Genomic DNA, 14,914 nt, shown 5'->3' with positions numbered 1-14,914 from the left:
TCCCCCGCATCTGGCGTGGCACGCGGATAGACTGCCGCGCATGGCAGATTCCTCCTTCGACATCGTCAGCAAGGTCGACCACCAGGAGGCCGACAACGCGCTCAACCAGGCCCGCAAGGAGGTCGAGCAGCGCTACGACTTCAAGGGCACCGGCGCCTCGATCGAGTGGAGCGGCGAGGCCGTGCTCATCAAGGCCAACTCGGAGGAGCGCGCGAAGGCCGTGCTCGACGTGTTCCAGTCCAAGCTCATCAAGCGCGGCATCTCGCTGAAGAGCCTGGAGTCCGGCGAGCCCGTCGCCAGCGGCAAGGAGTACCGGATCACGTCGACGATCAAGGACGGCATCTCGTCCGAGAACGCGAAGAAGATCTCGAAGATCATCCGCGACGAGGGCCCGAAGTCGGTGAAGTCGCAGATCCAGGGCGACGAGCTGCGCGTGCAGTCGAAGTCCCGCGACGACCTCCAGGAGGTGCAGCGCCTGCTGAAGGCCGCCGACCTCGACGTCGACTTGCAGTTCGTCAACTACCGCTGACGCCAGCCTCTGACCTGGGGTTTTTTGATTCAGTCCGCACAGAGTCCGCAGAATTGCGGGTTTCCGTCATGAAGGACGCGATTGCAGACCTGGTCTTGTCCTCGGCGGACGGCCAGAGGTGGCTGTAGACGTTCAGCGTGATGGACGGAGTGGAGTGGCCCAGGGCGCGTTGCACGGTCACGACGTCGCATTCCCGCGCGATCAAATTCGATGCGAACGTGTGCCGGAGGGTGTGGAGGGTGACCTCGTCGGAGAGCTCGGCGGTCTCGCGAATTCGGCGCCACTCCTCCGCCGCGTTGTTCCGGTGCCAGAGCCGGCCGAGCGGGGTGACGAAAGGCTGCTCATCGTGGGCGGTGATGCTCTGGCGTCGGATGTGCGCGGCAAGTGATGCCATGAGCTCGTCGGGGACGTAGACAGTGCGCTCCGACTCGTTACTTGGGCGGCACGATCTGAGCGCTCTTGTTCGTGGCGCCCTGCACCTGACGGGCCACGGTGATGGACCGTCCGAGGAAGTTCACGTCACGAAGCTGCAGCCCCGCGGCTTCGCCCAGGCGGAGGCCTGCGAAGACGCAAACCTCGACGAAGCCGCGAAAGTCGCCGGCCGCTTCCAGCGCGGCGTTGACCTCCTCCGCCGACATGATCCGCATGGCGGCTTCGGCCTTTCGACCCCGCGGTGCTTTGATGCCGACGGCTGGGCTGGAGGCGATGACCTTGTCGGCGACAGCGGCGCGAAATGACATCTGCACGTAGTTGAGGCGCGTCTTGATGGTCGATGCCGCAAGCCCGCGCTTCGACTCGGCGGCCACCCAAGCTTGGACCTGCGACGACTCGACGCTGGCGATGGGGCTGTCGCGCCATGGGACGCTCTGAACAGCTACGGCAGCGGCCTCATGAGTTCCCATCGCCCAGGACTGTCGCTCCATCCATCGCGTGGTCCATTCGTCCCAGGTGATGCGCCCCGCTTTGGGATCGACGTACTGCCCGGTGACGACGGCCGCAGCGATCTCGTCGAGCCACCGCTGAGCGTCGCGTTTGAGGGTGAAGTGGCGCGCGTGTTCGCGCCCGGCGTCGTCGCGATAGCGGGCTCGCCAGACGCCGTCAGCTCTCTGCTTGATCGACGCCATCGTCTTGTCCTTCGGCTCGGTCACCTCGGGCGCGCTTGGCCGCCTCCAGCTCCTCGCGTATGCGCGCAAGGAAGGCGTCGGTGTGGACGGTGGAGGCGGCGTGGGTTCTGGTCAACCAGCCTCCTGCCTCACTGATGCCGCGGTGGTTCGCCTCCGCGCGGGCGAGCCCGTCCAACGCTGCGTCGATTGCGCTTCGGGTGACGATCGTGAGTGAGTCTTTCGGTCGTTCGGACTCCGGTCGGTCGTCGATGGCACGGGCGAGCCTCAGCTGAGCATTGAACGCCACATCGACGAGTTCGGCGATCTCGTCGAGGAGGTTGGCGAAGTCGACGACGTCGGCGTGGAGGTCCAACTCCTCCGAGGTCGCGAGGAGGAGATCAGGATTGATAGCCAGCACTGCACCGAGGCCTTCCGCTTCGGTGAGGCGCAGGGGTCGCTCGCCCTTCTCGACCGCCCACACCGTCGCCTGTGACCACTTGAAGCCGCGTGCCCGCATGGCGTCGGCGAGACCCTTCTGGCTCATGCCGTTTCTGATGCGGATGAGGTTCGCGCCGATCTGTTCGTCTGTCGCCATGATTCGGATGCTACTACGCATCGCTATTGTCAGCGACTAGAGAATGTTGTTCACTAAGCTGTCCAGTTGACTTCAACTAGCAAGGCGGGTGAGACATGGATCGCATTCTGTTCCTGGACGAAGTAGCCGAGCGCCTCCGACGCACTCCTGCGCAGTTGAGGTGGATGCTGCACACAGGCTCGGCGCCGAAGTCAGCCATGATCGCCGGCAGTCGGTGCTGGCGAGAGTCGGATGTCGAGAAGTTCATCGCGGACGCGTTCGCAGACTCGCAGGGCTGAGCGCGGCACAACGTCGCACCTCCACAGCCGGTTTCGAGCTTTGCCCGACAATCAGCACAACAAGCGGACGCCGGTGGCGCAGTCGCGGCAGAGCGCGGTTGCTAAGCGGAGCTCGCAGCGAAGCATCATCATCGACAACGATGCCCACACCAACGTGCGCCGTCGGGCCAGCGTCGCCCACGAGCTCGGGCATCACCTGCTGGAGCACGCAATCGATGCGACTCTGATGGGTGGCGACCACGCGCGGCTCTTCGACCCGACGAAGGAGAAGGAGGCGACCTTTATGACCGGTGAGCTGCTGGTCCCTGATGCCGCGGCTTTCAAGGCCGCATACGCGAAGTGGACCAACGCCCAGATCGCGCACGCCTACGGCGTCAGCGAGCAGTTCGCGCAGATGCAGATGAAAGGTCCACGCGTGGTCGCCGCACGCGCGACAAAGAAGTATCGCGGTACCTGACCACACCCCGCTCCGCCCCAGTTTGCGGGTCATGACCGGTCAGCCAGAGCCGAAGCCCACCCGCCGACAACTCGTCAGAACGGATCTCGCCGTCTTCTACGACGAACCTCGCGGCCGTCGCGTGTTGATCGGTCTCGCTGTACGCGCCAAGCGCTCCCACCCCTTCCGCGGGCTGAAGGTGAGCATCGCAAGTACCACCAAGGGCGTAGCCGATGGCTTGCCGAACACCGCGGGAGTCACTCCCCCGCTTCCACCGTTCGAGCCCACCTCTCATGTCATGAGGCTACTGTCATCGATAGTCATTCGCCACTAACAATTGCTGTTGGTGCCTGCGTGCATTGCGGGAAACCCGCTTGTTCGCGGGTGCGTCGTCGGTCGACATCGCTCGCGGCGTCAAATTGCCGATATCGCGACGTGGCCCTTCATCGAGTCGGGCGGCTGAGAGCGCAATCCCCCCGTGGTGGGCTCGTGTACCGAGACGGAGTGCGCAAAATGCTTGAGGATGCTGCCAACCGTCCTGAGCAGGACGTTGCACTCCTCGAGGCGCTGGTCGGCGAACCCTCGGGGCACATTCGAGAAGTCCTGAGGGAACTCGCCGTCAGCCCCTACTCGCTTGCGTCGGTCGTTGGCAACCCAATCGAAGATCCCGCGCAGAACGAGCGACCGCCTGATTACCGTCGCTTTGTCGCCTCCCCGCTCGACCAGGTATGGGCGCTCGTCTCAGACCCGGACCGATGGGTGGAATGGAACTCCTTCGAATTCGAACGAGCCGAGATCACCGACTCTGGTGTGACTCGGGCATACGCACGAACGCGGGACTTGGCCGGGAAGCCGAGAAACGTCAAATCGCGCCTCATGATCGCGGAGTACATTGTCAGCCGGTTTGAGCCGCCCCACCTCATCCAGTGGGAACGTTCGTTCACGGGCACAGGAATGCCAGCGACTCCGAGCCTTCGGGTTACTCTCTCGCCAAAGACGGCCGGTACCGACGTCAATCTCACATTCGTGCGCAACGCGACGCCGCCGGCCTCAAAGCCCCTCACGTACTGGTTCTTACGGTCGGGTAGGAAGCTCCTCTTCCCGGTAGTGGCTCGGGCTTATCTCCGCGGCAAGGCTGACAACATCTCCCGAGCGCTCCGCAGCTAGCCCTTCGAAGGCGCTCTTTCCAGCGCGCGTCTCCGGAGCTTCTAGAGCCGCTCAAACACCAGATTCGGGCCGCGACGTTTCACTAGTCGTCGAGGTTGTTGGTGGAACCATCGCCTCGGTGATCACCGTAGCGTTTCGGTCGATCCACGCGAGCTTGCGGTCGAAGCGTACGCGGGCATCCTCATCCCACACCGCAACGAAGCCCGGCTCTCCTTTTGATGCCTGTTTTTCGACGTAGCGCCGAGCGACGTCTTCTGCTTGAAGGAGCACTTCTACGATGCTCGGCCGTTCGGCGTCTTCGAGGTTGTATGCGTCGATGAAGGTGCGCAGACGGGCGATTGGGTCCTGGATGCCGCGGTCAACAGCCGCCCGCATGTCCGGGGCGGTGAGCGGAATCCAGTACCGCGCCGCCATCACCACATCCCAAATCCGCCGACCGGGGGCGGCGAAGTCGAAGTCAATGAGCGCTGCCGCCGCGCCGTCACGGAACACGACGTTTTCAACACATACGTCGTTGTGGCAGATGATGGTGCCGCCTTCAGGGTCGGCGAACGCCGTGGACCAGGTTGCGTTCTTGGGGGGAGTCCATGAAGCGGTGGCATCGTGGAGTTGGCGCAGCAGAACCGCCACCGTTACGAGCGCCTTGTCAGTGTTCGCCCACGCAGGGAAAGGGGCGAGCGCCACATCGCCGTGAACGAACTCCACGATTTCTCGATCTCCCTCAATGCCCCTGGGCAGCGGCGCTTCAACCGTCGAGGTTGCCCGGAGGTGGCGTAGCAGCGCATGCAATGTCGCTGCATTTGGAGGCAGTGGTCGGCGGACTGTATCACCGTGCCGGAATATCCGTCCAGCGTTCGCTGCGCCGCCAACTAGAACCTCGCCGTCGCCGTATTTGCTAATCGCCATAAACCCCATGCCTCTCTAGCGAGATCCAGCGTACGCCCTACGTCGCGCTGCTCTTCCGTGCCTTCCGTGGACGCCTCGATGAGGCTTTGGCGTGAGGCTCTCTTGGTAGGGGTGAGGACAGCCAGCCGAGCGTCGTATCCGTTCAGATGCTCGATGAGGATGGGGGCGCCCTGGGATGTCGAGTTGGTGATCTGGCCGGATGCTAACGTCCTCGCGGGCGTCACCATGCAAATCTAAGGCCGCAGCTGACCGCTCACGGGTTCAGCAAATCACTCGGTCCATCAGCGCCGGATCTGAGCGAGGAAGTCGCCCGGTGCGGTGGTGTATTCATGGAGCCCCGAGATCCGTGTCGACCGGATTGCCGATCGGACTCTGGGACGAACGCAGAGTCGTCGCTCTCTTGCATCGGGGCTACGCCATGGAGCAATCAACCCTCGTACGACGATCCGCTGCGCGCGCAGCAGGCTGATGGGCACCTAGATCGCGCGATGAAGCGCGTTTGTCAGCGCTCAATCAATCAAGAGTCCGCGGCGCTGCGCTTCCCCGACGTGCGGAGTTGAAGAGATGGCCCCAGCCCTCCATGAGATGCACGATCTCGCGGAGCGAGACTCCCAGTGGCGTGAGCGAGTACTCCACGCGGGGTGGCACTTCCGCGTACACCTCGCGATGGATGAGTCCGTCACTTTCCAGCTCTCGAAGCTGGCGAGCGAGCATGCGTGGAGTGACGCCAGGCAGTCTGCGATGCAGTTCGTTGAATCGGTGAGTGCCTTCAAGAAGGACCTTCACTGCTGCGAGCTTCCACTTACCGCCTACGATCGCGACGGCGACCTCAACCGTACAAATCTCGGGCGTCGTGCTCATACAGGCACTATACATAAGGCCAGTATGTGCCCCGGATGACCGTACTTCCGAGCTCGTCAAATCTCGGAAAGCATAGACTTGTGAAGATCGCGATGCTGGCAGCAAGCCCCCGCCCCGATGGAAACTCGATGAAGCTCGCTGTGTCGTTTCGGGAGGGCGCGCTGAGCAAAGGGCACCGTGTGGAGATGGTCGATCTGAACGGGACCACCGCGGGCGGATTCTTACGAGACTGCCGCGCCTGCCGCGGCTCGGACGGGCTATGCACAATCGAGGATTTGTACGAGAAGGTGATTCACGAAGCCCTTCTTCCCGCCGACGCCGTTGTCTATGTAACCCCCCTCTACTTCTACGGCGTCGCCGCCAGCCTCAAGAACTTTTTCGACCGTTTGGTCTGCTATGTGAGCGCGGGGTATCCGCGGTCAACTGAGGTGATCGAAGCTCTCAAGGGCCAACGGTCAGCGCTTCTAATCTCGAGTGAGGAGCGCTATCCAGGACTACTGGCTGGCGTGAAGACACAGCTTCAGGAGATGTCACGCTATCTGCAACAAGACTTCGTCGACGTCGTCCACGGCGTTGGTAACCGGCGCGGCGAGATCGTGAACGACCCCACGGACCCACTTGGTGCCGCTCGCCGCCTTGGGACCGAGATATTCACCAGGCACGTCAGCGACTACACCGTTGCATCCCCACGTTCCGGCGCTGTGTGGTGAGCTCGGGGCACTGACCGTCCTAGTGAGCCCAGTCGCGCCAGGTTCGCGGCGGTTGGAACCTCTGACGATCTGCACGATCGTTTGTGACCCGAGGCGTGCGGCGACGATGTCCAACCATCGCCGAACGAAGTCCGAGCCTGCAAAGAGAGCAGCGGTCGTGTCAAGTGGCAAGCCACGGCTCTCGCTCTGCCAGGGTTTGTCCACTACTTCCAGGGCTCAACCTGTACCTGTCGGCCGGCGTGTCGATCAGCCCGACAGAGGTGGAGGAGCTGTCGCACCCGCGGCCGGCATCCATTCCGCGTTGGAGGAGGTCACCGACCGTTGCCGGGAGGAGCGTGCTGACGCCCGCATCAACGTTTGTTGTGCAGGACATGCTGACGGTGGCCACCCCATAGGCAGGCGGTCCACGTCCCCGGAGTGCTCGCCGCGGTCAATTCGTTTGGGATAGAACACCAAGAGGCCAGGAAGGGAATTCACGGTACCGGTCGCGCGCGGAAGGATGTCGGCCCCCGTGAGGCCGTTCGCCCGGGCGAGTGCGATTGCCTGCCAGTAGCTCAGTATCGAGGTCCAGAACATCACCATGCCGATCTGGTAGGAGATGGCCGCAAAGCCTGGATCCCCTCCGCGATACTCCTTTCGCCCGGTCACCACCTCAAGTATCGGAAGGTGCTTCTCACGTACTTCGCGAGGACGCTGTAGAAAGCTGGCGCGGCCGGCTGGCCAACGCCGGATCGCGGCCGGTGGCATTGAGTCCGGAATCCAGCAGGCGTGTGCCGACGCGCTACGCAGTTGCGAGGCGCTGGTCATTCACAGGCTGCTCGCCTCCGGCACTGCGCTCGACGCTGATCAGGATCTGGCGTCGATCATCACGAGCGGTCTTTCTCATAGCCCGGCTACTCACGCCAGGCTGGCACGGTGCTGCCGTGCACTCTGAGCAATGCGGTGAGGCAAGCATCTCTCAGATGTCCGTGAACGCGCACTGCTGAGGTGTGTCAGCGCGGGCGCGGGAGGCTGAGGGCTTCAGCGTGTTCGATGAGCTCGGAGCGTTCTCGTGCAATCCGGCCAATCCCCCACTGGCCGAGCGGTTGCAACGCCTGGTTGAGGGTTCGGCCGTGGTCGGTGAGGCGGTATTCCACACGTGGCGGTACTTCCGCGAACACGGTGCGGATAAGCAGTCCGTCGCTCTCCATCTCGCGGAGGTGCTGTGTCAGCATCTTCTCGCTCACCCCCGGCAGGCCTCGCCTCAATTCGGCGAAGCGCCGCGTGCCATGAGCGTCGAGCTCCCAGAGGATCAACCCCTTCCACTTGCCGCCAATCACATCCATCGCGGCGTCGATACCGCAGATATATGGGCCGGTGCGCGGAGACTCCTTCATCCCTCCACCCTACTTACCAAAAGGTACGTAGCGCAGAAAATAGTGGGTACTTCCGAGTTTCGATGGCCATGTACAACATGGATCCATCACCCGTTACAGCTCAAGGAACGTGAATATGGCATCTACTCCGCACATTGGCAGCTTGCTCGGACTTGGCGCGATGGGGCACGCCCTCGCCTCGACTGCACTGGATGCGGGCAAAACTGTAACGGTTTGGAACCGAACACCAGGGCGCGCAGACCGCCTCGTGGAGCGGGGGGCATCTGAAGCCGTGACCGTAGGCGAAGCGGTAGGCGCCGGCGGCCCGGTCTTCGTTTGCCTCTTCGATTTCGCATCGGTGCACCAAACACTCGATCCGTTGGTCGAACGCCTGAGCGGAAGGACCGTCGTCAACCTCACAACAACGACGCCAGATGAGGCTCGGGAGCTAGCGGGGTGGGCCGGGCGGCACGGCATTGCATATCTCGATGGGGCCATTATGGCGACACCACCGATGATCGGCGGACCGGGCAGCCACATTCTCTATAGCGGATCGCAGGCCGTATTTGACGAGCACCGCCCGACTTTGGACCTTTGGGCGACGAGCACATATGACGGGGAGGACGCGGGTCTGGCGTCGCTGTTTGATCTCGCGATTCTCGCTGGAATGTATCCCTTGTTCGCCGGCTTTCTCCACGGGGCGGCGATGGTCCAGTCCGCGGGCATCACGGCTGCCGAGTTCGCCAAACGCGCCGCTCCCTTTCTTTCCGCAATGACCGCATCCTTCCCCGCTACCGCAATCACAGTCGACGGCCGCACATACGAGACTCCTCTGCAGACCCTCGATTGGACTCGCACTGCCCTCGGGACCATCGCTCGAGCGAGTCGCGAGCTTAACGTCGACGCCGTCCCGATCGACATGGTCGCCGCTCTCGTGCGCCGCGAGATCGACGCGGGTCACGGCGGTGAAGACTTCAACCGGATCATCGAGCAGCTGCGCCCGCTGCCCTGAGCGTGGTTTGGGCGTCGCCGCGCTGGTCGAGGGCTCCGGATCCGTACCGAGCCCGCGCCTGCCGCGGCGCAGAGGGATCCGGTCTGGTCTGCACCTCGTCGCGCATAGGGCGGCACACACGTGGAGAGACTTGGGAACATGAGATTTCGCGCTGTCGTGCCTTTAGGCATCCTTAGTGTTGGCATGCTGCTCTTCCTCGGCTGCTCAGCTGGCCAGCAAGCTGACCTGAGTGCGGATGTCCGGTCGGCAGCGGACGCGGCAAGGGCGGCGGGCTCGGAAGAGAACGCTGCTGCACTTTCTGACGGTGAGTTGACAGTGATCGAGTACTACGAAGCGTCACGCCGCTATCAGGAGTGCTACTCGGCAGCCGGAATCACCCTTCCCGCGCCGGTCCTGAGTCCGGTCGACAATCTCACCCTCGAGTGGGCCTACCCGGAAGAAGCTCGAACTGCGGCAGGCAAGACCGCACATCAACTCGACGCATGTGACGGTCAATGGGCTCCGGTGGTAGTGGCGGCTTCGCTGAAAAGTACTTGGATGGACCCCGACCTCGCGGACGTAGTTGCCAACTGCATGGAGAGAAAGGGTTACAGCATCTCGGCTGAAGCGGAGGACGTTGCCGACTTCGTCGGAGAACCCCTCAAAGACGGGGGTCGGCAACGCGCTGAAGCCGAGAAGTGCATCATCGACCACGCCCGAATCATGTTCCCCGAACTGCCCAAGATTGCCGTCCCTCACGGCCAATAGGACTGCCCGGCGACCGCTGCCCGAAGGATGGAGTGCTGGGACAGCCGTTGCGGCCTGCCATCCAAAACGACCGGTAGACCACCGGTCGCGGCGCGCTGGCAAGCAAGAAGGGATCGAATAGGGACTCGTGATGAGCGTACCGTGCGCGGTCGATCCGCTTGCCGAAGCGGCAACCGGTCCGATGCGCGGAGACACCGAGGATCGAAATGGACGAATAGCGAGGGGTTGCCATCGCATACTAGAGGGCACGCAGATGAACGTCTCGGGCGGAACCGAAGGATGACAAGACGTGACTAGGCGTCGACCTAAACAACATGGAATGCTGTCGCCGGCTATTCGCCGGATCGTCATGGTGATAGCGGCACTCAGCCTCCTCCCCTACGTAGGGCTAAAGGTTCTCTGGCTCAGCGGTTCGGACATCGGGATGGTTCCGGGTGCAAACACCTCCCACATGCAGGATGCTCGGATGGAGATCGGCAATATCGTCACCGTCGGTCTTGCCGGTGTTGGCGTCATCCTTGTGCTGGCCCTTGCTCAGCGCTGGGGCGAGCGTCTGCCATGGTGGTTCCTGGTCCTACCGGCGGCCGCGGCAACCGGAGCCCTTGCGCCTATTGCGCTCGGCCTTCCGATGGGACTGCTGTTGCAGGCCGTTGTCACAGGTTTGGTGACCTCTGGAGGGGAGGGCGACCTGATGCCGGCCGTCTTCGCTGTTGTGTACGGCGGCTTTGCAATTTACGGCCTCGCGCTTGCGCTGTTGTTCGCCGACTATGCCCACCGTCGCTGGCGGGCACTCTTGGCTGCCGCCCCGCGACCACCGCAGCCAGTATTGGGGCGCGCTCTCCCGGCCGCTGCAATCGGCTCATTCTCAGCGTTGGTGCTGGTCTGGGCGTTGGGTCCATCCTCACGCGGCCTCGCCGGGTGGGATTCCCTTGCGCAACGTACCGTGCTGGTCGTCGTCGCACTTCTCAGCGTCATGGGCTGCGCTGCGCTCCTCAAAACGGAGGCCTCGCGGCCGCGCGTGCGATGGGTTCTGGGATGGATCGGCTGCTCCACGGCGGCAGTGCAGGGTCCGACGTTGCTTCTCCTGGCCCAGGACGCGACCATCAACATCACACTGGTTGCCGTGACGCTTCTCGCCACACCCGCAGCAACATGGCTCGGCCTCTCCGCCCTGAACCGCAGCCGAGGTCGGCTGGATGCACCTTCGGACGCCTCCCCAGCGAGCTCAACAGAGTCATCGAAGATTCATCGCCAACTCCACTGACCTGATCAAATATTTGCCGCAGGCCCGGGGCACTCGAGTCCGGCTTGCGAAGAACGGAAGCACTCCGCCCTGGCTAGAGAGTCAGATCTGGCGATGCTCGAGGCCTAGATGTTGCGGGTCAGTACGTTAGTGACGCGCTCACCTCGTTTGCGTGGTTCGGAAACTGCAACTACTATTGTTGCAGTTGTTGATCGCGGTCACCGAAAGGCGTAAATGTGCGAAACACCGTGGTCAAGGGTGGCACTGACGGGATCGGCCGAGCGTTGGCGGTCTCGTGTCTGCGCGCGGGTGGTCGGGTCCTTACGCTAGGCCGGTGTGAGGCTAAGGGCACACGTCGACTCTTGGATCTCACCCATGAGACATTGGGCAACGCAGCGCCGGGGGGTTCTCGATGATCGGGGTTCAAGAATGATCGGCGTTCCTTACGCGGGGTTGCGGAGGTTTTGATGGCAGTCAGCACCCGCGCCGCGGTCGGTGTGCACGCCCTCACCTTCCTCGCCTACTGGGAGGCCGGTGGCGTGCAGTCCTCGGCGAAGATCGCAGAAAGCCTGGAGAGCAACCCAGTCCTGGTCCGGCGCGTCCTCGGTCTGCTGCGGGATAGAGGTTTGGTGACCGCTCTGGAGGGCAGCGGCGGGGGATGGCAGCTCGCCAGGCCCGCCGAGGAGATCACCCTCCTCGATGTCTACGCCGCCGTCGAGGACGACCCCACCGTGCTGCCCACCCACGCCCATCCACCCAACCAAAACTGCGTGATCGGGCGACACATGCAACCCCTGCTGGAGGACGAGTTCTTCGCCGCCCAGCAGGCGATGGAGGCTCGGTTGGCCGCGACGAGCATCGCCGCAATCCTGCACCGGATCCATCAACGCGAGCCTTCCGGCGCGGATACCGCCACGTAGCCCAGCCCGGGCCCGGGTTCAGTGCCGGGTCGACGATCTGCGCGGTATTAACTGTCACCAGCGCAGTCACAGTTGCCATTGTTTCGACGATTGGAGGCCTATTGATGAACGACTCACCGGCACCGGAGACGAGCACGGTTTCCTTTCCGCAGCTGCTTGCGGTGTTGGTTCCGGCCATGCTGCTGGTCCCAATCGCGGCCGACATGGTCTCCCTCGTCCTCCCACTCATCGCCGAACAGTTCACCGCCTCGACGGCGCAAGTGGCATGGGTCGTGACCGGCTTTCTGCTGGTCTGCTCGGTCGGAATCCCGATCTATGGCCGGTTCGCCGACCGCTTCAGCACCCGGAAGCTCTTCACCATCGCGCTGGCGATGTTCGCCGCCGGAAGCCTGCTGAGTGCGTTGGCCCCGAACATCGTTGTACTGGTCGCGGGGCGGATGCTGATGGGCGCGGGAGGGGCAGCCATCCCGGTGCTCGCGATCGTCGCCGCCGCAAGCCTCGCCCCCGGGGATAGGGCTCCTGTCGCGATCGGTTTTCTCGGTGCGGCCGGTGGCGTCGGCGCTGCGGCCGGTCCAGTGGTGGGCGGCGTCTTCGGCCAGATGCTGGGCTGGCCTTCGCTGTTCTGGCTAATGACCGCCGCCGCTCTCGTCCTAATCCCGGCGATCCGGCGAGTCATCCCGGGCCACGCCCCCGACAACCGGCGCCCGTTCGATCTACTCGGCGGCCTGTTGCTCGGGGCGGCCGCAGGCTTGGTGCTGTTCGGGTTCACTCAGTCGATAACGTCGGGCTTCGGTTCTCCGGCCTCATGGGGAGGCATGCTGGCCGGGCTGATCGCCGCGGTCCTGTTCGGATGGCGCACTGGTGCGACGGCGTATCCATTCGTCCCGCCCGCGCTGTTCGGTAATCGAGGTTACGTGGCCGCGGTCGCGGGGATATTCCTCGCCATGACGGTCAACCTCGCCATCCTGGTACTGGTCCCGATTCTGGTGATCGAGGTCAACGGCCTGACCCCCGGCGAAGGCAGCCTGGTGATGATCCCCGGTGGGCTGGCCCTCGCGGTGACCGCACCGCTGGCCGGGCGACTCGTACAGCGCGGCGTGAACGCGGGCAGCATCAGTCTTGCTGGTCTCACACTCATCGCTGCGGCGGCCCTCCTGTTGTCGGCGACCGCTGGGATGTCACCGTGGGTGGCGGGGCTCGCGGTCCTTGTGCTCGGTGCTGGCTTCGCCCTCGTCGTCACAGCCACCACCAGCGCAGCCAGCCAGCTCCTGCCATCCGACCAGATCGGCGTCGGCGTCGGCATCTTCCAGGGCGCGCAGTTCCTCGGCGCGGGCACGGGCCCAGTAGTGTTCGGCGCCCTGCTCTCGGCCCTTCAAGCCGCCGGCCACGAGGCGCTCAGTCTCTCCCACATCGGCGCGGCCGCTGCGTTCTCTGTCGCTTTCCTCGCACTTACGGCTGTCACTGGACTTGCCCTCCTGACAGCCGCTCAACTCCGCAAAGCCGTCAACCAGGCAAGCGACGGCGCGTCATGACTCACTCGAACGCGCCACGCTCTGTCGAAGGTCTTCGACGCCTTCGTTGAGCGCTGCAGAACCCGCCCGATCAGCCACGTCGCGGCAGAGATACGCTGCCGACCGCAGCTCCCGGGAGATCGTGGCCAAGGTCGAGGAGCTCCGCCGCGCGCGCACATGGTCGTCAGCTCGCATCGCCTTTGAACTGACCGGGCAGACCACCTCCGCCCGGTAATCCACGAGCTTTGTGTGAGGCCCAATCCCGGGACCCCCTCAACAGAGCCGGCCACTACATACCGTCTAGGGCGTGTCTCCTTCATGTGGGCCGGCGCAGCGGGATGATTTGCGAGTGGCTCGCGAAGCGGTATTGACGGACGCCCAGTGGGGTTGAGTTCGGCCGTTACTGCCCTCTTCGGCGGGGCGTCGGGGACGGCCGTTTCGAGATGATCGCCAGGTGATCGAAGGGATTATCTGGCGGTATCGAGTCGGGGCGCCCTGGCGGGACGTGCCGAGCGCATTCGGGCCGTGGCAGACATTGTGGAAGCGACACCGCCGCTACTCCGGTGACGGCACGTGGGACCGGATTCATGCCGAGTTGCTCTCTGAAGCGGACTCGTGTCCGAGATCGACTGGGCTGTCAGCGTCGATTCGACGGTCAACCGCGCTCATCAGCACGCGACGAACCTTCCGCGCGACATAGGGGGCACTATCGAGTTACAAGAATCTGCGCGAGGAACCGTCTGATCACGGGGTCGGACGCTCCCGTGGCGGGCTGAGCACAAAGATCCATGAACTTGTAGACGGCCGGGGTTGGCCGCTCGTGGTCCTAGTCGGAGCCGGGCAGGCGGGCGACTCTCCCATGTTCCCCATCTTGATGGGGCATCTGCGTGTCGCACGGCGCGGCCCTGGGAGGCCCCGCTCACGACCCGACCGGGTGCGAGGCGACAAGGCGTGTTCTTCTCGCGTAATCCGTCAACATCTTCGTATCCGCGGAATCGTCGCGGTCATCCCGGAACCCGCAGATCAGCGGGGGCACCGTAAGCGTCGCGGCGCGAGAGTCGGCCGACCTGTCAGCTACGACCAAGACGATTACAAGGGCCGCGACGTCGTCGCGCGAAGCTTCAACGAAATCAAGCAGTGGCGCGGAACGCAACCCGCTATGACAAGCTCTCGCTCACTTATCGTGGCGGTGTCGTGTTGCGGGCGATCACCGTCTGGCTGAAGGCATTCATGTGACGAGCCCCGCCCTCACCGGCTAATCAATCTCGTCAGCCGGATCAGGCTCCCGACGGAACACAACTCGCGCGAGGAGAGCGGCTCCGCCAAGGACGCAGAGCCATGCGATTCCCCAGGCAACAAAGCCGAGCAGCGGGTTCGGATCGATCCACGCTTGAATCGCGCTGGTCCCCTTGAACAGCATCCAGGCAAGGAAGAGCCCAATCAGGAGGATGCCGCTGAGCGCGAGTCCGATCTTCTTCGCCATACCTCCAGGTTACCGATGCGGCTGCGTCTGTCTTTGGGAGACACGTCCTAGCTCCCCG

Annotated in this window: 16 protein-coding genes and 2 pseudogenes; 10 read left to right on the top strand and 8 right to left on the bottom strand. The window is 63.7% G+C overall.

The genetic code is table 11. The features are described 5' to 3' along the window. Positions 1-40: 40 nt before the first annotated feature. Positions 41-529, top strand: coding sequence for a YajQ family cyclic di-GMP-binding protein (locus AC3ANN_RS03375; RefSeq protein WP_194410685.1), 489 nt, complete (start codon positions 41-43; stop codon positions 527-529). Here the strand turns inward: AC3ANN_RS03375 and AC3ANN_RS03370 are convergent. The 3 genes and pseudogenes from AC3ANN_RS03370 to AC3ANN_RS03360 all read right to left on the bottom strand — a co-directional run. After that, a pseudogene (locus AC3ANN_RS03370) lies at positions 516-947 on the bottom strand (tyrosine-type recombinase/integrase); the annotation flags it as partial. The gene AC3ANN_RS03375 and the pseudogene AC3ANN_RS03370 sit on opposite strands and share 14 nt — an antisense overlap. 13 nt (positions 948-960) lie before the next feature. Next, positions 961-1,653 (bottom strand): site-specific integrase, encoded by a 693-nt coding sequence (locus AC3ANN_RS03365; RefSeq protein ID WP_488339599.1) that lies wholly within the window; start codon positions 1,651-1,653, stop codon positions 961-963. Continuing rightward, positions 1,628-2,227, bottom strand: coding sequence for a helix-turn-helix domain-containing protein (locus AC3ANN_RS03360; RefSeq protein WP_488339598.1), 600 nt, complete (start codon positions 2,225-2,227; stop codon positions 1,628-1,630). Before AC3ANN_RS03360 ends, AC3ANN_RS03365 begins: the two co-directional genes overlap by 26 nt. Before the next feature lie 318 nt (positions 2,228-2,545). Between AC3ANN_RS03360 and AC3ANN_RS03355 the strand changes: the two genes are divergently transcribed. Together AC3ANN_RS03355 and AC3ANN_RS03350 are read left to right on the top strand one after the other, a co-directional pair. Next, on the top strand, positions 2,546-2,962 hold the full coding sequence (locus AC3ANN_RS03355) for an ImmA/IrrE family metallo-endopeptidase (protein ID WP_488339597.1): 417 nt from the start codon (positions 2,546-2,548) through the stop codon (positions 2,960-2,962). 492 nt (positions 2,963-3,454) lie between these two features. Next, a complete protein-coding gene (locus AC3ANN_RS03350) occupies positions 3,455-4,108 on the top strand; it encodes an SRPBCC family protein (RefSeq protein ID WP_488339596.1) in 654 nt (217 codons plus the stop codon). A gap of 51 nt (positions 4,109-4,159) precedes the next feature. On the opposite strand, the gene AC3ANN_RS03345 is transcribed toward AC3ANN_RS03350, so the two are convergent. Beyond that, positions 4,160-4,813 carry a phosphotransferase gene (locus AC3ANN_RS03345; RefSeq protein WP_488339595.1) on the bottom strand — a complete coding sequence of 218 codons (654 nt, stop codon included), beginning with the start codon at positions 4,811-4,813 and terminating at the stop codon, positions 4,160-4,162. Positions 4,814-5,527: 714 nt separating this feature from the next. After that, on the bottom strand, positions 5,528-5,875 hold the full coding sequence (locus tag AC3ANN_RS03340) for a winged helix-turn-helix transcriptional regulator (RefSeq protein WP_488339594.1): 348 nt from the start codon (positions 5,873-5,875) through the stop codon (positions 5,528-5,530). 80 nt (positions 5,876-5,955) lie between these two features. On the opposite strand from AC3ANN_RS03340, the gene AC3ANN_RS03335 reads away from it, so the two are divergent. Further along, entirely contained in the window at positions 5,956-6,585 is a 630-nt protein-coding gene (locus AC3ANN_RS03335) for a flavodoxin family protein (protein ID WP_488339593.1), read from the top strand. Positions 6,586-6,831: 246 nt separating this feature from the next. Here AC3ANN_RS03335 and AC3ANN_RS03330 read toward each other — a convergent pair whose 3' ends face one another. Next, positions 6,832-7,332 carry an imine reductase family protein gene (locus tag AC3ANN_RS03330; protein ID WP_488340901.1) on the bottom strand — a complete coding sequence of 167 codons (501 nt, stop codon included), beginning with the start codon at positions 7,330-7,332 and terminating at the stop codon, positions 6,832-6,834. Positions 7,333-7,577: 245 nt separating this feature from the next. Continuing rightward, positions 7,578-7,961, bottom strand: a complete 384-nt coding sequence (locus AC3ANN_RS03325; RefSeq protein WP_488339592.1) for a winged helix-turn-helix transcriptional regulator — start codon at positions 7,959-7,961, stop codon at positions 7,578-7,580. Positions 7,962-8,076: 115 nt separating this feature from the next. On the opposite strand from AC3ANN_RS03325, the gene AC3ANN_RS03320 reads away from it, so the two are divergent. The 6 genes and pseudogenes from AC3ANN_RS03320 (at position 8,077) to AC3ANN_RS03295 (ending at position 14,609) form a co-directional block, all read left to right on the top strand. Continuing rightward, complete coding sequence (locus AC3ANN_RS03320; protein WP_488339591.1) at positions 8,077-8,952, top strand: NAD(P)-dependent oxidoreductase; 876 nt, start codon at positions 8,077-8,079, stop codon at positions 8,950-8,952. A 183-nt stretch (positions 8,953-9,135) separates the two neighbouring features. Next, positions 9,136-9,699, top strand: a complete 564-nt coding sequence (locus tag AC3ANN_RS03315; protein ID WP_488339590.1) for a hypothetical protein — start codon at positions 9,136-9,138, stop codon at positions 9,697-9,699. A 466-nt stretch (positions 9,700-10,165) separates the two neighbouring features. Continuing rightward, complete coding sequence (locus AC3ANN_RS03310) at positions 10,166-10,963, top strand: hypothetical protein (protein ID WP_488339589.1); 798 nt, start codon at positions 10,166-10,168, stop codon at positions 10,961-10,963. 446 nt (positions 10,964-11,409) lie between these two features. Then, complete coding sequence (locus AC3ANN_RS03305) at positions 11,410-11,862, top strand: RrF2 family transcriptional regulator (protein WP_488339588.1); 453 nt, start codon at positions 11,410-11,412, stop codon at positions 11,860-11,862. Between the two features lie 104 nt (positions 11,863-11,966). Continuing rightward, positions 11,967-13,394, top strand: a complete 1,428-nt coding sequence (locus tag AC3ANN_RS03300; protein WP_488339587.1) for an MFS transporter — start codon at positions 11,967-11,969, stop codon at positions 13,392-13,394. 382 nt (positions 13,395-13,776) lie between these two features. Further along, a pseudogene (locus tag AC3ANN_RS03295) lies at positions 13,777-14,609 on the top strand (IS5 family transposase). Positions 14,610-14,628: 19 nt separating this feature from the next. On the opposite strand, the gene AC3ANN_RS03290 reads toward AC3ANN_RS03295, so the two are convergent. Then, positions 14,629-14,856 carry a hypothetical protein gene (locus AC3ANN_RS03290; RefSeq protein ID WP_488339586.1) on the bottom strand — a complete coding sequence of 76 codons (228 nt, stop codon included), beginning with the start codon at positions 14,854-14,856 and terminating at the stop codon, positions 14,629-14,631. Positions 14,857-14,914: the final 58 nt, after the last annotated feature.

It is taken from the genome of Microbacterium sp. STRO-2N (assembly GCF_057747775.1).
This window is presented reverse-complemented; position numbering and strand designations above follow the sequence as displayed.